The sequence below is a fragment of the Pontimicrobium sp. MEBiC06410 genome (assembly GCF_053601615.1).
Genome location: NZ_JBSHNT010000162.1, coordinates 249,938 through 268,600, shown reverse-complemented (window position 1 = coordinate 268,600; position 18,663 = coordinate 249,938). Strand labels below are relative to the sequence as shown.

21 protein-coding genes and 2 pseudogenes are annotated in these 18,663 nt (G+C 29.7%); 22 read left to right on the top strand and 1 reads right to left on the bottom strand.

Annotated features, from left to right (window positions below):
• Positions 1-161: 161 nt before the first annotated feature.
• The 15 genes and pseudogenes from ACVC08_RS16985 (at position 162) to ACVC08_RS16915 (ending at position 9,211) form a co-directional block, all read left to right on the top strand.
• Positions 162-383 carry a hypothetical protein gene (locus ACVC08_RS16985; RefSeq protein ID WP_452602944.1) on the top strand — a complete coding sequence of 74 codons (222 nt, stop codon included), beginning with the start codon at positions 162-164 and terminating at the stop codon, positions 381-383.
• Between the two features lie 140 nt (positions 384-523).
• The gene (locus ACVC08_RS16980) at positions 524-880 is read left to right on the top strand and encodes a hypothetical protein (protein WP_452602943.1); all 357 of its coding nucleotides are present in this window, start codon (positions 524-526) and stop codon (positions 878-880) included.
• A gap of 166 nt (positions 881-1,046) precedes the next feature.
• Positions 1,047-1,289 carry a hypothetical protein gene (locus ACVC08_RS16975; protein WP_452602942.1) on the top strand — a complete coding sequence of 81 codons (243 nt, stop codon included), beginning with the start codon at positions 1,047-1,049 and terminating at the stop codon, positions 1,287-1,289.
• A 54-nt stretch (positions 1,290-1,343) separates the two neighbouring features.
• Positions 1,344-3,623: an ADP-ribosyltransferase gene (locus ACVC08_RS16970; RefSeq protein WP_452602941.1), complete on the top strand. Its 2,280-nt coding sequence runs from the start codon at positions 1,344-1,346 to the stop codon at positions 3,621-3,623.
• A 2-nt stretch (positions 3,624-3,625) separates the two neighbouring features.
• Positions 3,626-3,877, top strand: a complete 252-nt coding sequence (locus ACVC08_RS16965) for a hypothetical protein (protein WP_452602940.1) — start codon at positions 3,626-3,628, stop codon at positions 3,875-3,877.
• Between the two features lie 176 nt (positions 3,878-4,053).
• Positions 4,054-4,365, top strand: a complete 312-nt coding sequence (locus ACVC08_RS16960; protein WP_452602939.1) for a hypothetical protein — start codon at positions 4,054-4,056, stop codon at positions 4,363-4,365.
• A 317-nt stretch (positions 4,366-4,682) separates the two neighbouring features.
• A complete protein-coding gene (locus tag ACVC08_RS16955; RefSeq protein ID WP_452602938.1) occupies positions 4,683-5,075 on the top strand; it encodes a hypothetical protein in 393 nt (130 codons plus the stop codon).
• Between the two features lie 50 nt (positions 5,076-5,125).
• Positions 5,126-5,494 carry a hypothetical protein gene (locus tag ACVC08_RS16950; protein WP_452602937.1) on the top strand — a complete coding sequence of 123 codons (369 nt, stop codon included), beginning with the start codon at positions 5,126-5,128 and terminating at the stop codon, positions 5,492-5,494.
• Positions 5,495-5,824: 330 nt separating this feature from the next.
• On the top strand, positions 5,825-6,211 hold the full coding sequence (locus tag ACVC08_RS16945; RefSeq protein WP_452602936.1) for an SMI1/KNR4 family protein: 387 nt from the start codon (positions 5,825-5,827) through the stop codon (positions 6,209-6,211).
• Positions 6,212-6,330: 119 nt separating this feature from the next.
• Positions 6,331-6,474: a hypothetical protein gene (locus ACVC08_RS16940; RefSeq protein ID WP_452602935.1), complete on the top strand. Its 144-nt coding sequence runs from the start codon at positions 6,331-6,333 to the stop codon at positions 6,472-6,474.
• Between the two features lie 109 nt (positions 6,475-6,583).
• A complete protein-coding gene (locus ACVC08_RS16935) occupies positions 6,584-7,045 on the top strand; it encodes an SMI1/KNR4 family protein (protein WP_452602934.1) in 462 nt (153 codons plus the stop codon).
• Between the two features lie 181 nt (positions 7,046-7,226).
• On the top strand, positions 7,227-7,688 hold the full coding sequence (locus tag ACVC08_RS16930; protein WP_452602933.1) for an SMI1/KNR4 family protein: 462 nt from the start codon (positions 7,227-7,229) through the stop codon (positions 7,686-7,688).
• Between the two features lie 88 nt (positions 7,689-7,776).
• Entirely contained in the window at positions 7,777-8,052 is a 276-nt protein-coding gene (locus tag ACVC08_RS16925; protein ID WP_452602932.1) for a hypothetical protein, read from the top strand.
• Between the two features lie 7 nt (positions 8,053-8,059).
• Complete coding sequence (locus ACVC08_RS16920) at positions 8,060-8,521, top strand: SMI1/KNR4 family protein (RefSeq protein ID WP_452602931.1); 462 nt, start codon at positions 8,060-8,062, stop codon at positions 8,519-8,521.
• Positions 8,522-8,659: 138 nt separating this feature from the next.
• Positions 8,660-9,211: pseudogene (locus ACVC08_RS16915) on the top strand (REP-associated tyrosine transposase).
• 25 nt (positions 9,212-9,236) lie between these two features.
• On the opposite strand, the gene ACVC08_RS16910 reads toward ACVC08_RS16915, so the two are convergent.
• Positions 9,237-9,359 (bottom strand): hypothetical protein, encoded by a 123-nt coding sequence (locus ACVC08_RS16910; protein ID WP_452602930.1) that lies wholly within the window; start codon positions 9,357-9,359, stop codon positions 9,237-9,239.
• Between the two features lie 490 nt (positions 9,360-9,849).
• Between ACVC08_RS16910 and ACVC08_RS16905 the strand changes: the two genes are divergently transcribed.
• From ACVC08_RS16905 to ACVC08_RS16875, 7 genes and pseudogenes are all read left to right on the top strand, one after another.
• On the top strand, positions 9,850-13,818 hold the full coding sequence (locus ACVC08_RS16905; RefSeq protein ID WP_452602929.1) for a hypothetical protein: 3,969 nt from the start codon (positions 9,850-9,852) through the stop codon (positions 13,816-13,818).
• Positions 13,815-14,165, top strand: coding sequence for a nucleotidyltransferase domain-containing protein (locus tag ACVC08_RS16900; protein ID WP_452598024.1), 351 nt, complete (start codon positions 13,815-13,817; stop codon positions 14,163-14,165). The genes ACVC08_RS16905 and ACVC08_RS16900 overlap by 4 nt, the downstream gene beginning before the upstream one ends.
• A gap of 32 nt (positions 14,166-14,197) precedes the next feature.
• Positions 14,198-16,207, top strand: a complete 2,010-nt coding sequence (locus ACVC08_RS16895; protein WP_452602928.1) for a hypothetical protein — start codon at positions 14,198-14,200, stop codon at positions 16,205-16,207.
• A gap of 12 nt (positions 16,208-16,219) precedes the next feature.
• Positions 16,220-17,101 (top strand): hypothetical protein, encoded by an 882-nt coding sequence (locus ACVC08_RS16890; protein ID WP_452602927.1) that lies wholly within the window; start codon positions 16,220-16,222, stop codon positions 17,099-17,101.
• 2 nt (positions 17,102-17,103) lie between these two features.
• Positions 17,104-17,475, top strand: coding sequence for a hypothetical protein (locus ACVC08_RS16885; RefSeq protein ID WP_452598027.1), 372 nt, complete (start codon positions 17,104-17,106; stop codon positions 17,473-17,475).
• 79 nt (positions 17,476-17,554) lie between these two features.
• Positions 17,555-17,893 carry a toxin-antitoxin system YwqK family antitoxin gene (locus tag ACVC08_RS16880; RefSeq protein WP_452602926.1) on the top strand — a complete coding sequence of 113 codons (339 nt, stop codon included), beginning with the start codon at positions 17,555-17,557 and terminating at the stop codon, positions 17,891-17,893.
• 101 nt (positions 17,894-17,994) lie between these two features.
• Positions 17,995-18,507: pseudogene (locus tag ACVC08_RS16875) on the top strand (endonuclease V); the annotation flags it as partial.
• Positions 18,508-18,663: the final 156 nt, after the last annotated feature.

The following is an 18,663-nucleotide window of genomic DNA, read 5'->3' as shown; positions in this document are numbered from 1 at the left end:
GTATTTCTACTAACTAGTGTTTGTCTGTGATGAATGTAGTTAAAGGAAAATAAATAAAAGCCACAGATAATTCTGTGGCTTTTGTATTTTGTAGAAGTATTTGTTTAATTTTTTTAGTTATTTGTTAGAGGTGAATAATAGATGGGAAATAAATAGATAAAATGAAATCAAAATTAGTAATAAAAAGAGAAGATAATAGTAATAACAGTATTATCAGTTTAATGAAAGACTTAAGAAGTATTAATTATTTTAATTCTTCAGAGGAAGCAAATGTCTTTTTTCAAAAATATTCTGAAGATGAAAAAGTTGAAATTAATTTAAATGAATCTAATCAAGAAACTATTATTGAGTTTCTTAATGAATTAAACTTTATTTATAATTAATAATATGTTAGTTAAATATTAGAAAACAAACAAAAGCCAAAGATTATTCTGTGGCTTTTGTACTTTATAAAAGTGTTTATTTAAAATTTGCAATCATGTAAATGCTTACCCAGTAATACAATAATTAAAAAATCTAAATCATGAATAAAATAGCATTTACAGTAAAAAGTTTAATAGATGGATCAGAAGTTATAGGTCCTAAAGCAATTGATGAAAAATATATGCTTTTATCATATTTTATGGGAGAGCAATTGGATTGGGGGAATGTGATAAATGATTTACAAAGCATAATAGAAGGAGAAAAGGTCTTTGATGATATTCAAGACCCTGAGATGTCATGGAGTTTTGGTAATGCTTCGGGTTATTTTGAAGTAGAAGGAGAAACAGCATACTTTGAACCTTTTGAAGATGTAACAGATTCACCAAGAGTAGTGATGCCTTTAAAAGAATTAATAAGTTTATTAAAAGAGTGGAAAAGCTTTTTAGATAAAAATTAAGGCTACCCGCTCCTGCTAGCTTTTAGCTAGTGGCAAATTCGAGTAAGTATAAAAATAAGAGCTTTTACAGAAATGTAAAAGCTTTTGTTATTAGTAAGATATTTTAATTTTTTTAAAATAGGTTTTGGTAGTACATTAAGTCTTTATGTTAAGTTAAAACCTACTTTTGTGTGTTTTTACTCTTGCTTCCACTAGTTACAAACTAGCGGTAGCTGGGGAGTTAGATCCTACTGAATTAGAAAAGGTACAAAGCCGTTTAATTGAAAACGTAGATATAGATAATGGCTATTTAAAGTTAACAACAGAAGGTAGTAACAGGCAGACCGTTGCACAAATATCTGTAGAAGCTTTAAAACGTGCTATAGATGATGCAGCAGCATCTAGTACCTCAACAAAAACAACTTCTTAGTAAGGTGTGTTTAAATATAACTAAACAAATGTTTAACAATTAAAAAAAAGAAAAATGAGTAATACATTTGAATTTGCCGAACGGCTGGGGTTTGAGTCTCCTTTTGAGTTTGATGACTTAACAAATGATTTTAACTTTATTTGGACAGGTGTTGTAGACTATAATAAATTGGTTGATAAGTTTAACGCAGGAAGTTTTATTTACAATCCAGATAGTCTTCTTAGGGGGATGATAACTAAATTAAGTTTAAGAAAAAATCTTGAAAACTATCTTTTAGGGAATAGTAATAAATATCCAGATTCAACATGGTTTATTAGTAACACAAGTAAAATTACATATAAAAATAAAGAGCAAGAGTATTTTTTTGATGCATTTTTATCTCCGTATAAAGGTAAAACAATAAATAAAAATAAAGCTGTTTTTAGCTTTAATATTAATTATGAAAAAGACTTTTTTAAATACAGAGTTTTGTTTCCATTCAATAGTTATAAAAGTGATGATCCTTTTAATAAAAAATATGGTATAGTAATAGAGAGTAAAAACTTTGATGAGTTATCTTTATTCTTAAAAGAGATAAATATTAGTTTCGATTCAAAAATAATGTATCAAATACGTGCGGCTTTTAATAACGAATTTTATAAAACAGGTAGAGATAGAAATAAATTAGATAAAGTTTATGAATTTGCACCCCAGTTTGTAATAGAGTCAAGAAGAAAGTTCGATATAGTTTCAGACTTAAAAAATCTATTAGGAGGTTTAGTAGATGAGACAGGAAGTAACGAAGAAAAAGCTGTTTTAAATATCTTAACAGCACTTAATAAAAAATTAAAAGAAAAAAGTGATTTAAAAGGGAATAATGACTTTCTAAGTATATTAATAGACGAGAAGATAGGCTCCTTTTCTATTTTCGAATTACTTTATATGAAACTAAACGATAGAGGAGGTGAAGATAATTTTACGAAATTTGTAAAAATGATATATGTTTTTTGGGCAAACAGTAGTTATAAAAACGAAGATTTGTATGTAGACAATGAAGAAACAGGACCTAATTATCTTGCATATCAAAATAAAAAAATATTAGGGTTTTATAAAAACGGTTTTAATTTCCATTTTCTACCAGGTTATAAAAGACCGACAATGTTTGTTACACGACAGGTAAAAGGTAAACACCATCCAAAAATAGTTGGAAAATATCATTTATTTCAACCTATTCAATTACCAGAAGTCAATCAAGAAGGCTCCCTTACATTGCCAAGTACACCAATACCAGCATTTTATTTAAAAGCTTTCGATGATAAAGCAGCTTGGGATAATTTTGAAAAAACAGCATGGCTTACTTTAGATGCAGTTACAACCTTAATAGGTTTTGGTAACTTGTTAAAATTTAGGCACTTGTTAAAGCTTCATAAAGCAAACCATGTTATTAAATTAAAGCTAGGTTTGGCAACAGTAGAAGTTGCTTCGGGTGCTTTAGGTACTATGTTAAATTTTGTAAACGAATGTGATCCTGGAGCTGAGAAAAATAATAATGGTAAAAAAACATTTTGTCAACATTTAAGGGATTTTTTAATACTATTAGATATTGCTACATTAAGTGTAGATGGTATAGATAATTTATTAAGAACTCAAGCTAGAAAAACTAGAGATGTAGGATATGAGTTAATTGAAAAAACTAAGGATGTTAACAAGCAAAAACAGGTTAACAAAATTGTTGATGATTTGGATGAGTTGTCAGGGATTTTACAAGAAAGTATAACGTTATTAAATAAAAATCCAGCTTATAAAAAAGCAAAAACATTTGTTGAGAAATATAAAATATTTGAAAAATGGATGTCAGCAGATTTTTCTGCAATGGTTAGAGTGTATACAGGGAGTACTTATATTCGTTTAAATAAATCATTACGTGGTTTAGGAGTTAATTTAGATGATGAATTACTGGCTATGCAAAGAGTACTTAATAAAGCTTTGTCTAAGTTACCAAACTCTTCATATAATGGAGGTTTTTTAAAAAGATCTGCGTATTTTAGTGAAAAAGATTTAAGAAAAATTTTCAAAGAGGGAGGCATTTATAAAGAAAAAGGTTTTTTTTCGGTAACACACTCGGACGAAGCACTTAATTCTTGGTTAATAGATAATCCTTTACAAAACGTAATTTTTAAAGTACAAGGAAAAAATGCTAAATTAATCGAAGAAGCTTCAATGCTGCCTCATGAAGCAGAACTCCTTTTTAAATCAGGTACAGAGTTTGATGTATTGTCTATAAAAAAAATAATGCATCCTTTACCAAGTAGAAGAAATGATAGAATATTTGAAGTAATATTAAAAGAAAAATAATTATGGACTTAAAAGAGCAATTACAGGTATATAAGCAGAGAATTGAGGAATTAAAACCAATAATTTCAAAAGGCTTTAAAACAGACGAAGAGTTAGATTTATATGTAAATGAAAACAACCTTTTATTTGATGAATATTATGATCTTCATGAACAAATAAAAACTATAGAATGGGATTTAATGACACCTGAAGAACAATCGAAAAAAGAAGAACAAAGACGTCTATCCAAATTGAAACGGGAGGGTAAGTTATAAGTGCTAAATGCATAGTATAATTGATAATAAAAGCTACAATAATATTATTGTAGCTTTTGTGTTTTTTAAAGTTTTTAAATTTAACGATATTGGACTAAGAAAGAACTTACAGTAAGTTTTAGTTAAGTTAATAGCGAAAGGTTAAAAGCAGGAGTGCCGATATTAAAAATAAAATTATGAAACATACAGAAGAACAAATAATAAAAAAGGCTAAACAAATAATGAAAGATTTTCGAGAAGAATTCTATCTTGAAGATTGTACTGATGGATTAATATTTGAAAAAGATAATGAGATTTTAGCAGGAAAAATGGAAGGAAAAATTATTCCTTGTTGGACAGTTTTTATAAAGGCTATTTTTGATAATTCAGATCATTTATTTATTTCTGATGAAACAGGAGAACCTGTCTTATACAATAATTTTAATATGATTTTGTTCGATATAGAGAAAGATGAAGAAGGGAAGTATTATAAGGTCGAGTTAGATTAAAACTCCCCTGTCTTGACCCGATAGCGTTTTTGAAAACAAAAACAAAGGCATTAAATGTAGATGAAATTAAACTTGAATTTAAGAACATAAATTCAATATACAGAAAGGAAGTAATGTTATAGGTGTTTTTTTAGTATTCTAGCTAGTTATATATAGGAATAATAAAGAGTTTTTTAAACTTTTCAATACATGGAAAGATAATCCAAGAGTAGAAGGTGTGTTTAAAACAGTTTTATAAGTAAACGCAATCTATAAAACAGAAAAAATAAGGATTGAATCCTCTAAAGTTAGAATATTGAGAAATATAAAATACTAACATGGAAAAGGTAACAAAACAAGAGATAGAAGTTATAGCATTAAATATCTTAAATGATATTGAAGACAGAAGTTATAATTTAGAAACAATTTCTATAGAGAATAGTAAAATTAAACTTTATCCTATTAAAGATGAAGGGTACTACGAGCAAGAGGGTTGGGTTTTTAATATTAATGTAGAGAATGAAGATTATGTTATGTATTTTCTTTATAATGGCACGCCCCAATGTTTAGTTTCTTTTTATAATGATCCTACTATAAGTGAAACACCAAGAAGGAGGTTTATTATAAAAAACGAAAATGACACGTACGAATATATAAGCAAGGAAAATTATTATTTACATCACAATTTTAATTTTGAAAAAGACTTCGAAAGAAAGGAGTTTGATTTTTAAAATAAAGAATTACAAATTTTAAATGAAGGACATTTTAAAGTCAGATAAATATGAGAAAAATTGATTTATATAAAGGATTTGAGGGAGAAACTGAGTTATTAATTAAAGAAAAAAGTAGTGATAGAAAAATCTTATTTGAATTACGAATATGGGATGGTTATTGGTCATCTATATTAAATTTAATTCCTTTAAGCCAAGATTATAATAAAGAAAGTATAATATATAATTATTTGAGAGCAGGAGAAGGATGGTTTGAAAATGATGACTGGGAATGCACTAGAGTTGAAGAGTTTTATAATCAGTTAACAGATATTCAAAACTATATTGAAGAGCCTTATCAAAAGGCATATAGTGGTTTAAAAGAAATCTGTGAATCAGCTTTAGAGAATAATAACTCATTATATATCTCGCTTGGCTAGTGCTAGATATTGTAACAACCTTTACAGGTGTTGGTAATATTTTAAAATTTAGGCATTTAACAAAGCTGGCAAAACTTGCAAAAGTAACTAAAGGCATTCTATGAATAAAAACAAGTAAAAGCCCTAGGTTAGCACTCGTCGCAGACGAGTGACAGTAAAGATTTGCAAAACGAACAAAAGCTACAGTGTAATATCTGTGGCTTTTGTATTTTTAAAAAAGTATTTATTTAAATTTTACATATTGTTTTTTAGTCACTCGTCACAGACAAGCGCTAGCTAGTGAAATTGTTAAAAACAGTATAAAATTTAATAAATTTATAAAATAAGATTATGAATATTAATTATTTAAACTTAATGAAAAACACTCCAGAAATATTTGGTTCAAAGAACCGAGGAATTTCGGAACAAGAATTTTTATTTTTAGCAGGTGGTTATTGTAATATAGATATTAGTTCTTTGGATTATGATAAAGAAAGTCAAAATAACGTAAAGAAAACCCTTGAAAAAGCTAATTTAAAAATTGAAGGTAGAGAATTTTGGGTTATAAGCGAATTAGATGGAGGTGAGCAGTTTGACTTTTTTCACTTTAATGACCCAGAAAACCCACCTGTTTATGTAAGTCATCCAGCATATTTAGATGAAGGTGGAGATTTAAAACGGAAAATAGCAAATAGTTTTAGTGAATTTATTGATAATATTATTAAGAAATCAACATAGAGTTTCTATTTAGAATAAAGAATAAAAGAGCATCAAATACGATGCTCTTTTTGTATTTATAAAAAGCTTAAATTGTAGAAAAACAAATATGTCTACTAATATATAAGGTAATAATCCCATTGTTAAGAGACATAGAAGAAGATGTTATTTTATTTGCAGATAAAAAAGGTATAGATATTGATGAGTTGATTATTGAAATAGATATGGAAAGTACATTTATTCCTTGCGCTATTTGTAAGCGAGAAATATTATTACGTCAATAAAATTTAGGTCAATTTACTACAATTAATATAGATTATCCTAGATTTCTGGATGGAGAAGCTATTGAAAACAGTAAAGAGTTTAAGCAATTTTTAAAACAAAAATATAATAATGAATATACAATATTTACAATTAATGAAAGACACTCAAAAGATATTTGAAAGAACAAATATTGGTGTTGACATACAGGAAATAGAACAATTTCAAAATCAGCAGAACGTACTTTTTCCAAAAGCCTATCAAGAGTTCCTAATTTTAGGAGGAAAAAGGTGTAATTTAGGATTATCAAATACAATGTTGGACTATGATTTAGAAAGTCAAAACAACGTTAAAAGAATACTTAAAAACAACAACTTAAAGATTGAAGGTGGAGAGTTTTGGGTGATAAGTGAATTGGATGGGGGAGAACAGTTTCATTTCTTTTACTTTAATGATTCAGAAGCAGAAGACCCAGAAAACCCACCTGTTTATGTAAGTCATCCTGCTTATTTAGACGAAGAAGGCGATTTAAAAAGAAAAATAGCTAATAGTTTTAGCGAATTTATAGATGAAATTATAAATGAATTAACGTAGAAATTATTAAAGAAGACTAAGCAAAAGCTACAGTGTAATATCTGTGGCTTTTGTATTTTTAAAAAAGTATTTATTTAAATTTTACATATTGTTTTTTAGTCACTCGCCACAGACAAGCGCTAGCTGGTGAAATTGTTAAAAACAGTATAAAGGAATATAAAGAATATTTAGAATAGAGAATATGAATATAGAATATTTACAACTAATGAAAAACACACCTAATGTGTTTAATATTACAAATGAAGGAGTTTCTGAAGAAGATATTTTAAAATTTGAAGAGGATTATCAGGTTATGTTTCCTAAAGCTTATAAAGAGTTTTTATACCTAGCAGGAAAGTATTGTAATTTAGGTATAGATAATTGTCAATTAGACTATAACCTAGAAAGTCAAAATAACGTAAAGAAAACTCTTAAAAAAGCTAATTTAAAAATTGAAGGTGGAGAATTTTGGGTTATAAGCGAATTAGATGGAGGTGAGCAGTTTGACTTTTTTCACTTTAATGACCCAGATGCTGAAGACCCAGAAAATCCACCTGTTTATGCAAGTCATCCAGCATATTTAGATGAAGGTGGAGATTTAAAACGGAAAATAGCAAATAGTTTTAGTGAATTTATTGATAACATTATTAAGAAATCATTGTAGGGCTTTTATGTTGAATAAAGAATAAAAGAGCATCAAATACGATGCTCTTTTTGCATTTATAAAAAGCTTAGATTAAAGAAAAACAAATATGTCTACTAAATATAAAGCAATAATCCCATTGTTAAGAGACATAGAAGAAGATGTTATTTTATTTGCAGATAAAAAAGGTATAGATATTGATGAGCTGGTTATTGAAATAGATATGGAAAGTACATTTATACCTTGTACTATATGTAAACGAGAAATACTATTACGTCAACAAAACTTAGGACAATATACTACTATTAATGTTGATTATGTTAAGTTTCCTGATGGAGAAGGAGATATTGATATTGAGAAATTTAAACGATTTTTAAAAGAATAACATAATTATGGATATACAATACTTACAATTAATGAAAGACACACCAAAAATATTTGAAAGAATAAATATTGGTGTAAAAGAGTTAGAAATACAACAATTTCAAAATGAACAGAATGTAATTTTCCCAAAAGCTTATCAAGAATTTTTGAATATAGGCGGAAACAGATGTAATTTAGGAATAACAAACACTACATTAGAATATTCTTTAGAGAGGCAAAATGAAATAAAAAAGACCCTTGAAAAAGCTAATCTAAAAATTGAAGGAGGTGATTTTTGGGTGATAAGCGAATTAGATGGAGGTGAACAGTTTGACTTTTTTTACTTTAATGATCCAGATGCAGAAGACCCAGAAAATCCGCCTGTTTATGCAAGTCATCCAGCATATTTAGATGAGGGCGGAGAATTAAAAAGAAAAATAGCTAATAGTTTTAGCGAATTTATTGATAACATTATTAAGAAATCATTGTAGGGTTTTTATGTTATGTCTAGTCCTAAATAACCCGATAGCGCGGATTTGGAATCCGTGCCTTTAAAGAGTAAAAAAGAGTGTCAATTTAGACGCTCTTTTTACATTATATAAAAGCTTAAATTGTAAAAAAAAGAATTTATGTCAACAAAATACAAAGCCACCATGGCTACAGGTTATTTTATAACTATAACAACTGTAGGTTGGATAGATGTTTTTACTCGATTAAGGCAACGTTATGTTATTATAAAAGCTTTAGATTATTGTCAAAAACAAAAAGGCTTAGAAATATATGCTTATTGTATTATGCCTAGTCATTTACATTTGTTATGTAAAGCAAAAGAAGGTTATATTTTGTCTAATATTATACGAGATTTTAAGAAGTATACTTCAAAACAAATAATAGAAACAATAAAAGTTTATCCAGAAAGTAGAAGAGAATGGTTGTTAGATTATTTTAAAAAAGCTTGCGCTCATTTAAAACGTGAGTAAAATTATAAAGTATGGCAAGATGGTTATCATGCAGAGATGTGTGTTTCAAATACATTTATCAAACAGAAATTAAATTATATACATAATAACCCAGTGGTAGATAAAATAGTTGAAAAACCAGAAGATTATGTTTTTAGTTCAGCAAGAAATTATACTAGTTTAGATAGTGAGATAGATATTTTGGTTTTAAATGTGTTTTAGTATTGGCACGAATTGCAAATCCGCGCTATCTGGGTTGTGATTTTGTCAAATGTCCTTGCCCTACTTCTTCAACTAATTGAAGTTTAAAAGAGAGCGAGTAATCTTTTTGGGTACGCTTGGTGTACCCATTGTTTTCTGATGTTTTCATTACACTAAGGTTTTAGTGTATCGCTATTTTAGGACGGGACAAACAAACAATATTAAGAGCATCATTATTTTGATGCTCTTTTTTTATACAGTAAAATCATCTAAACCTCAACAAATTACATAATTACAAAACACTTCAAAGAATTCTAAACAACTAAATTAAACATTTTACAAATAAACATTGTAAAATGTTTGTTTGTGTTTGTAAAATGTTGTATATTTGTATTGTGATTAGGTCGTAATTATGCAAAAGAAGCTATTAATCAATCATTTGTATAAAAAACGACAATTTCTTGATTTTACATAAAATAGACGTCTTAAAAAATCAAACAACGACGGTTAACTATTCAAACATATTATTGAATAGGGTGGAGAGTAATGCCTTTTATTATTAAAGGTTTGTATTAAGGTAAATCTGTTAGAAAAGCGAAACGACAGCAGTTCTTGATAACAAGAATTTAATAATAAGTATAAAATTTAATAAAGTAAACATGAGCAAAGAAATTAAACAAAACCTATTTAAGTTTGTTACCGTACGTAACCCACAATTAATAGACAAAAAGGAAAACCATCCTGGTTTTGTATTTCATCCAAACGAAGGAAGTAGTGCATTTGTTAAGGCAATAGAAGGGGTGCGAGAGGCAGAAAAAGCAGCAAAACTACAAGAAAAAGCAGCAACGTTTTCAGCTTATAAAACCAGAACAGATGTACGTAAACAAAACGAAGGGTTGTACAAGTTTTCATCTTGGTTAATGCGTAATAAAAATGGATTATCGTATAAAGCAATTAAAGATAATTTAAATGGAGCTACTCCATTAGGGAATTTAAAATTAACCATTTGGGAAAACTTAATATACCAAACAGTAACTAAAAAATCTGTACATGTACGCGAGGCATTAATACAGATGTTAATTGCAGATCAGTTTTTAGTAGCATTTAATACGTTTTCTGCATCATTAAAGTCAGATATTGTATTTACAGCAGACCAAGAAGAGTTATTTACACGTAGAGCCTGTGCAAGTGTTGTTATTACAAAATCATTATTTTCAGATGAGGTAAAACCAAGAGTAGCAAAACCAAGACGCATAACAGAAGCTCAAGAAAGAGCCATGTTAAAAGCAGTAGAAATTGAAACTGCAAAAAGTAATGTAGAGGTTTTTAGAAAGCTAGATAGTGAGTTAAAAGAAGTAGAAGCAAAATCTAATAAAGCATTACAGAAAGAGTACGATGCAGCTTTAATAGAGTACAATGCCAATGTAGATAAAATTACTGATGCGGCAACACCAGTACTTGTAGAGGAAACAGATCCAAAAACAGGAGAAAAGAGAGTAATAGAAAGTTATCCAGATTTAAAATTACCAAAATTCAAATTTACAAAACGTAAAACTGTAAATGAGGGAGAGCTTAACAGAGTTCTGTCTAATGAAGCTATGGATGTTTTTAAAAAGCAAGAGTTAGGTATTTACGAAGAGTTTTCTGAAGTATACGAGCAAATTAACACGAAAATTAAAAACGAAACTCAAGTTATTATAGATAACGAGGAAGGAACTACGCCAAAAACCGTATTAGTAGGAGGTGTTAAAACAGCAGTAAGTAGTAATAAATTAAGGTTAGATCCGTATTGCTTTTTTGTGTCTAATTTAAGCGCAATTAATAACCCTGGGTTAAACATGTTTTTAGGAACAGGATATTCTGGTGTGCAAGTGTCTAATGTATCTTACGAACTAGCAAATTTAGATTCAGGAGTAAAAATTGCAGGAACAACAGCGCAAGTAAATGGAGGTTTAGACAATACAAGTGCGAGATTATTTTTTCCAATAAACCAACCGTTAAGTAATACGGCAAGTTATCGTTTTTCAGGAACATTTACTTTAAATAATGGCGTAACACTAAGGTTTGATGTAACAAACGATAGTTCTAAAAGGCGTTTAGTATTTAACGGATGTTGCGAAATTGTAAAAGGAGACGATACAACACCTGTAGATATAGAAAAGCCAGAAATATATGGTGTAACAAGTTTAGGTATTGCAGATTTTAGACGCGTAGAGCAAGAAGTATGCTGCTATGTTCCAGGAGAAGTCTCTCACATAGAGAATATTATGGCGCGTGAGTACAAAGAACGTTCTACAAGAAGCTTAACAAGTATAGAAAATACGACGGAGGAAACTTCTGAAAAAGAAGTAGAAAACTTAACAGATACAACAACTACAGAGCGTAACGAAATGCAAAGCGAAGTAGCAACTGTACTTAACGAGGACAAGTCTACTAACTTTGGAGCAAATGCTAGTGTAAGCGGTAAAACACCAGGTGGAAATATAACATTTGGAGCAGGCGCATATTTTGATGCTTCAACATCAAGCTCTACATCAAATTCAAACAGTCAAGCACAAACCTATGCACAAGAAGTTACAGAGCGTGCAATGGAGCGTATAGTACAAAAGGTAAGTAGAAAACGTACCTCTAGAATTTTAAGAGAATTCGAAGAAAATAACACACACGGATTCGATAATAGAAAAGGAGATAAGCATATTACTGGAGTTTACCGTTGGGTAGATAAAATCTACAAAAACAAGTTAATAAACTACGGTAAACGATTAATGTATGAATTTGCTATACCAGAACCAGCACGCTTTTTTAAAGAAGCAATATATAAAAGTTTAGAAGACGGTACAGATACCACATCGGCAGTAATTTTACCAGAAGCACCAAAACCATTAAGCTATTATGGTATAGAGCATGCAGGGTTTTTACACGAAGGAAATTACCAATATTACGCAGCTAAATATGGAGCAGAAGTAAGTGCAGCTCCAGAATATTATAGCTATGTAGGTACCTCATTAACAAAATCTCAGCAAGGCGGAGATGGTGGCAGATTAACAAATAAAGCCTCTAAAGAGGTTATTAAAGTGCCTAAAGGCTATAAAGCAACAGCAGCTAAAACCTCTGGAAAGCAGCATAGCGGACAAGTACAAGTAACCGTAGCTGGACTTAATTTAGGAGTTAATAGTGGAAACTTTGTAGGTATTTGGCCTTATTATAGAGAAGAAGTTCCGGTATCTGGATACTTTAACCTTAACTGGGTAACCAATGTAAATGTTGTAGTAAGATGTGAGCGTACAGATGCGTATTATAACGAGTGGAAAAACGAAACCTATAATGCAATTATAGAAGCATATAACGACCGTTTACGTGAATATAACGAAGCAACATTAGCTAAAGAGTTAGAAGCAAATACTGGAGATAGAGAAAAACTAAGCTTTAACCCGTTACTTAACAGAAGTATAGAGAAAAGAGAGTTAAAACGTATAGCTATAGAATTATTAATAGAGCAAAGCAAAGTCTCTAAAGATAACTATAACCCAGTAGACGAATCAACAGGTTTATCTACAGTTAAAAAGAATGAAGGACTACAAGATCATGCTTCAACAGTTAAATTCTTTGAACAAGCATTCGATTGGGAAATTATGGCTTACATATTCTATCCATATTTCTATGCTAAAGAAGCAGATTGGAAAGCATTATTCCAATCGCAAGATGCAGCAGATCCAATTTTTCAAGCCTTCTTACAATCAGGTATGGCAAGAACGGTAATACCAGTACGCCCAGGATTTGAAGATGCTATAAACTGGTACATGTCTACAGGAGAAATCTGGAATGGAGAAGGATTAATTATAGATCAAGACAACGATTTATATGTGTCTATTGCAGAAGAAATGGAAACGATTGAAGGCGAAGTAGAGAAAACTTGGGAAACACGTTTACCAACAAGCTTAACCGTTTTACAAGCAGGATCTATAGGGCTAAATGTAGAAGGATTACCATGTAACACAGACTGCGATGACTTTGCGTTATTTGATTCCGATGGAAATCCAATTTTTGATTCTGAAGGCAATCCATTAACAGATAACCCAATTCAACAAACCAATACTTTAATTGGAGGTGAAGATGGTGTTGTCAGTGATGCATCACAAGAAAGAAAAACCGTAGAGTTTAGTTTTACAGATAACTCAGGGAGTTACTTTACTAATATAGGAGAGTACGATGGAGAGCAAGCATTTCCTTTAGTATTTACATGTATGGGACAAAAAATAGAAATACATAGAGATGCTACATGGAATGGAAATACAAGTTCAGGCGTTATTTATCAAAAACTAGCAGAAGAAATTTCTTTAATACCTGGGGTAGAAGCTAAACAAATGTTTAGCAAAAAAGGAGAGCCTTTAAAAATTCAATTTCAAGTAGATATTGAAAAAGTTCCAACATTCACTTTCGAAAGATTTACAGAGAAAGGAAGTCTAATAGACCCTAATTACGATGTATTAAAAATTTCGATTAATGAAGAAGCTTTAAAAGTAACAGCTCCTAAAGATTACTTAGATAGAATTGCAGATAAGAGTGATACAATGTTATCAAACTCAGACTTAAATGCAAACCTACCTATAGATAGATTTTTAGTATGAGTCAAGTGAAATTAGAAATGATATGGCAGCACGATACTGTGCTGCCATACATTCTCAATGATTTAAAACAGCAAATAGAAACCATTACTACAGTGCACAAAATAGTATTGTATGGTAGTAGAGCAAAAACAAGCATTGAGAATTGGAACATGCTAAAAGGCAAAGATTGGGATATTATAGTAGTAGCAGATTCTCCACTAATAAATACAGAAATATGGACTAGAGATAAAAACTACCATATAGACTTAAAAGTGATTAGTAAAGAAGAAGCAAATACAATACTTAAGTATTTAAGAGAAACTAAAATACTATATCCAGAGAATCAACTACAAGACCTTTTAGATTAAAATAATTCAATAACAATTAAAAAGAAGAAATTATGAATTCAAATGACTATGGAGTCAAGAACTTTGATCATAAAGTGAGTTTTAGGAATATTGTTGTGTTTTCTAATGAGGAAAAAAAGCAAACGTTCGATGAGCAGTTGCCTACAAGCGAAAATAGGTATGTTAATGTCGAGCCAGTAGAAGGTAGCGACGCATGGAAAGTTAATTTTCATGAGGCATTAAGTGGAGAATATGGCGATTTGTATTTAGAGTTAAACCCAAACTCAAAAGTAGGTCATATTTCGAATTTTATACTAAGTGAAGAGCTGTTAAATAGCCCAGATTTTCTTATTTCAAACGGAGCAGATTATTATAAAATAGATGGTCAGTTTTATATCATTTTAGATGGAGCAACAGAATTAGATGAGGTGGTTATAACAGCAAAAGGAAAACCGTTTGAGGGCTCAAAAAAACAAAACCGTATAGCAAACGAAATTGAAGATATTGATGCTTTTGTAACCGTTTTTATTTCCAGTGACGGAGCACAATTAGAACGCGCCTACTTGAATATAAATCAAGTTATGGATAGAGAAGTTGTGTTATTTATAGAAGCCGACGACTCAAGTAATATTTTTGGTTCGGTGTTTAGAGTTAAATCTGGAGCAGGCATAGATAATAGAACATTTTTACCAACTCGAAAAATGGCAAGAATAGCTAGAACTTTTGGTAATAGTGTAGACACAGGTTATGTATCGCAAATAATAAAAAAGCATCTTAAAGATAAAGGAACAGAAAATGAAAACTCCTTTTTCTTAATCTTAAAAAGAGGACTTTTACATTTAGGAACACGACTAGTAGAAATTGCAGCAGATTTTACTTTAGCACCATTAGGAAACTTTTTCGAGTATGTATCTATAGGTATACATGATAATTTAAGGTTGTCAGACAATAGGTGGGAAGCTACTAAAGAAGGAAAACCAAATCCAGATTATAAGCCTATTTTACCAGGCTATAAATTAATAACAGAAAGCTTTTCTCCAAAAAAATTATCGAAAGCCATAGATGAAGAGTATTTTAAACCGTTTACACCAAAAATTAAGGACATTGTAACAAAATTAAAAAGTGTAAAACCACTAGATAAACTTATAGGTAATAGATTAAATAGTGTAGAGCGTTTTATAGATAAAATACCAGAATATTTAACAACATTATTAGAGCTTATACAATCTGCATTAAAAGGCGCTTTCGAGTTTTATAATGGCTTATTAGTGGGTATTATAAATAGTTTGGTAGACCTTTTAAAAACAGTCTTCGATATTTTAGCGTTAATATGTAAAGGGTTATACGCACTTTTAAAAGAAGGTGTAAAATTCGTAAACTCTCCAGGAGCATATATGGGGATGATTATAGAAGGTTTAGAAAATGGTATCGAAATAATAACCAATGCCATAACCTTAGATAATTTAAAAGCGTTCATGGGCTTCCAGTTTTTTATTGTAAAAAAAGTAGGAGAGTTAGGTATTAGTGCAATACAAAGCTTGCAAAACTTAAGCCTTTCAGACATAAAAGATGCCGCTAGTGAAGCTACAGATGTTAGTATTCCGTTTGATAGTATTGGCTATTATACGGGTTATATAATTGGTTTTATAGCACAAGAGGTCCTTATTTTTATGGCTACAGCAGGAGTAGGTACAGTTGCCGAAGGTATTAGAGGAGCCGTACGATCGTATGTAGAGTTAGGGAAAGCAATTGGGCGTGTCTCTAGTAAAGTAGCAAAAGGAGTGCACAGAAAAATAACAATTTCTGTAGAGCTCTTTTTAAAGATTATGCGAAGTGTAAAATCTTTTGTGAAAAATATACCTAAGCATTTTGAAACTTTAAAAGGATGGATAGATGAGTTGTTAAACAGCCTTAAAGGAGCTGCAAATAAAGTTTCAAAAGTTGTAGATGATGCCTATAAATCATTCTTTACCACTAAAGAACGTAGTTTGATAGAGGAGCTAGGCTTTAGAGCAAGTAAATTTGAAGATGATATATTAACACTATGTCCAATAACAAGGTAAAATAATATGAGAATGAAAAATATATTAAATATAATAAGCTTATATTATGAAGCTTTAAAACAAGAAAGAAAAACTATAAATGCAATTCGTAGAGATATTAATTTAAAAATTCTTTACAAGAAAGACACGGGTATAGTTTTGGGGTGTTTTACTTCTAGTATCTCTAATAAAAAACCAACATTGTCATGGAAAAATGTACAAGTTTTAGTCAAACAAAAAAATGGCGATGTAAAGAATTTTTTTAGAAAAGTATACAAAGAATCTAAAGCAAGAAAAATTTCCCCTCAAGAGTATTTAGATGAATTAATAGCATCAATACCTAAATTAGAAGGAGGTTTTTGGAAAGCAAAAAACAAGTATGGAACAGAACTAAAGTGGCTAAAGCAGACTAGAGAAGAAATGTTCACTAAAATAGATGATTTTATAAATAAAGGGAAGCCAGCTTATAAAAGACTAGATGATGTAGGAGGCGATTGGAATGCTATAAATAAAAAACAACAAGATTTATTATCAGATTCGTTAGAAGCTGAGGTGGCAAAAGAATTTCTTAAGCATGACGAGTTAACAAGTTTTGCAAATAATGTTTTTGGGAAAAATAGCAAAGGACAATTTAAGGAGGTTTTAGGAGACATTGATGTAGGAGTATCAAAATATCATATTGAAGTTAAATTTAATGTTTCAGGTACCACAAAATCTAGTAAATTTAAAAACCAATTTAAAAAATATTTAGATGAGACTACTCAGAAATATATTAATGTAGAAGGAAAACCTGTAGTGCTTTTTATAAAACAATTTACAAATGGGGGAAGCGTTAACCAATCAGTATTGCAAACTTTAAAAAGTCAAGGAGTTATTATTTTAACAGAATTAGATCAAATAAAAAAATTATATTAAAAATGGCAGATTTAACAAATATTTTTTCAAATAAAGAGTATATAAATAAAGATGTTTTTGAAAGACATTTAAAGAAAGTATGCAGAAATCAGAATCTTAAAATAAAAGAGGATGAAGAAGATATCTTTATTATAAGTAAAGGTGACGATTTAGGTTATATAAGTATAGATTTACCTAATGTAGAAGATTTTAATAGTACTTTTGGTATAATAGAAGATTATGGTTCAATAAGTCAAATGGATTATAAAATACCAGACCATGCTACAGAAAGTTTCTATATTCCTTTTATAACAGAATTAATGGATGAATTTCCTGATATGCTTATAGATAATAAAACGTTAAGCGAACACTTAAGTATTCAAGAAGATGAATAATAAGTATAAGTTTAGATAATGGTTTTATGGCATTTTCTTTAATGAATCAATAGTCTTTAAGTAAATAAAAAATTTTATAATGATAAGAATAAACGATAATGATGTCGATACTGTGTTAAAACTTTTCGGTGTCGATAATTCGGGGTCACCAGTATATAAGTACAAAGGAGATTTATTTTCAGGAATTACTGAGTCTTTCTATGAAAATGGAAATTTAAGAGACGAAGTAGAGTTTACAAATGGCCATTTAGGAGGTGTTCAAAGAGAATATTTTGAAAATGGACAACTTAAAAGTGAGTATAAGAAATATTTTGCTAAACCAGATGGAGATTTTAAGATATGGGATGAAACAGGAGAGTTGATTCATCACTCTATATGGCAAAAAGGGGAACGAATAGAAACAATAGTTAGTTCGTAATCTCGTTAAATGTTAAGAAGAGCATCAAATTTAATTTGATGCTCTTTTGTTTAGTATATAAAAAACACAAATGTTAATTTAGCTTTAAGGATAATTATAAATTTAAAACTAAAATGCTACTAGCTCTGGACGTACACTACAAAGAAACTTACGCTAAAAGTGTGGGTGTACTATTTAATACCACAGATGATACCTCTGTAAAAACTTTAGTTGAAATAATTGATGAGGTAGAAGAGTATGTACCAGGACAATTTTACAAGCGAGAGTTGCCATGTTTGCTTGAAGTTATTGAAAAAGTAGATTTAAGTACAATAGAAGCTATTATTGTCGATGGCCATGTGTATGTAGATAACAATTGTAGTTTGGGTCTTGGTGGGCATCTGTACGAAGCTTTAAATAAACAAATACCAATTATAGGTGTAGCTAAACGTTCTTTTCATAACACAGATGAGGTCTCAAAAGAAGTCTTTAAAGGCCAAAGCAAAAATCCATTATACGTTTCTGCAATTGGAATGGATTTAAAAAGGGCTATAGATATAGTGTCTCAACTTCATGGAGAACACAGAATACCGACACTTTTAAAACTATTAGACAGCGTTACTAAATCTGAATAGTAAACGTTAAGGAAGTAAATTTTTCTTAGAACATTACGTTTTTAAACAAATTACAAAAAAATATAAATTAATCTGTAAAATGTTTGTTTTTGTTTTGTAAAATGATTATATTTGTATTCGCTTTTCTAACAACGGTTTACCGGAGTTAATATTAAT

Coding starts and splice junctions, on each gene's coding strand:
- ACVC08_RS16970 (WP_452602941.1), top strand. CDS start 1,344: ATGAGTAATACATTTGAATTTGCCGAACGGCTGGGGTTTGAGTCTCCT.
- ACVC08_RS16955 (WP_452602938.1), top strand. CDS start 4,683: ATGGAAAAGGTAACAAAACAAGAGATAGAAGTTATAGCATTAAATATC.
- ACVC08_RS16945 (WP_452602936.1), top strand. CDS start 5,825: ATGAATATTAATTATTTAAACTTAATGAAAAACACTCCAGAAATATTT.
- ACVC08_RS16925 (WP_452602932.1), top strand. CDS start 7,777: ATGTCTACTAAATATAAAGCAATAATCCCATTGTTAAGAGACATAGAA.
- ACVC08_RS16950 (WP_452602937.1), top strand. CDS start 5,126: ATGAGAAAAATTGATTTATATAAAGGATTTGAGGGAGAAACTGAGTTA.
- ACVC08_RS16885 (WP_452598027.1), top strand. CDS start 17,104: ATGGCAGATTTAACAAATATTTTTTCAAATAAAGAGTATATAAATAAA.
- ACVC08_RS16935 (WP_452602934.1), top strand. CDS start 6,584: ATGAATATACAATATTTACAATTAATGAAAGACACTCAAAAGATATTT.
- ACVC08_RS16985 (WP_452602944.1), top strand. CDS start 162: ATGAAATCAAAATTAGTAATAAAAAGAGAAGATAATAGTAATAACAGT.
- ACVC08_RS16920 (WP_452602931.1), top strand. CDS start 8,060: ATGGATATACAATACTTACAATTAATGAAAGACACACCAAAAATATTT.
- ACVC08_RS16910 (WP_452602930.1), bottom strand. CDS start 9,359: ATGAAAACATCAGAAAACAATGGGTACACCAAGCGTACCCAAAAAGAT.
- ACVC08_RS16905 (WP_452602929.1), top strand. CDS start 9,850: ATGAGCAAAGAAATTAAACAAAACCTATTTAAGTTTGTTACCGTACGT.
- ACVC08_RS16930 (WP_452602933.1), top strand. CDS start 7,227: ATGAATATAGAATATTTACAACTAATGAAAAACACACCTAATGTGTTT.
- ACVC08_RS16895 (WP_452602928.1), top strand. CDS start 14,198: ATGAATTCAAATGACTATGGAGTCAAGAACTTTGATCATAAAGTGAGT.
- ACVC08_RS16900 (WP_452598024.1), top strand. CDS start 13,815: ATGAGTCAAGTGAAATTAGAAATGATATGGCAGCACGATACTGTGCTG.
- ACVC08_RS16960 (WP_452602939.1), top strand. CDS start 4,054: ATGAAACATACAGAAGAACAAATAATAAAAAAGGCTAAACAAATAATG.
- ACVC08_RS16890 (WP_452602927.1), top strand. CDS start 16,220: ATGAAAAATATATTAAATATAATAAGCTTATATTATGAAGCTTTAAAA.
- ACVC08_RS16880 (WP_452602926.1), top strand. CDS start 17,555: ATGATAAGAATAAACGATAATGATGTCGATACTGTGTTAAAACTTTTC.
- ACVC08_RS16965 (WP_452602940.1), top strand. CDS start 3,626: ATGGACTTAAAAGAGCAATTACAGGTATATAAGCAGAGAATTGAGGAA.
- ACVC08_RS16980 (WP_452602943.1), top strand. CDS start 524: ATGAATAAAATAGCATTTACAGTAAAAAGTTTAATAGATGGATCAGAA.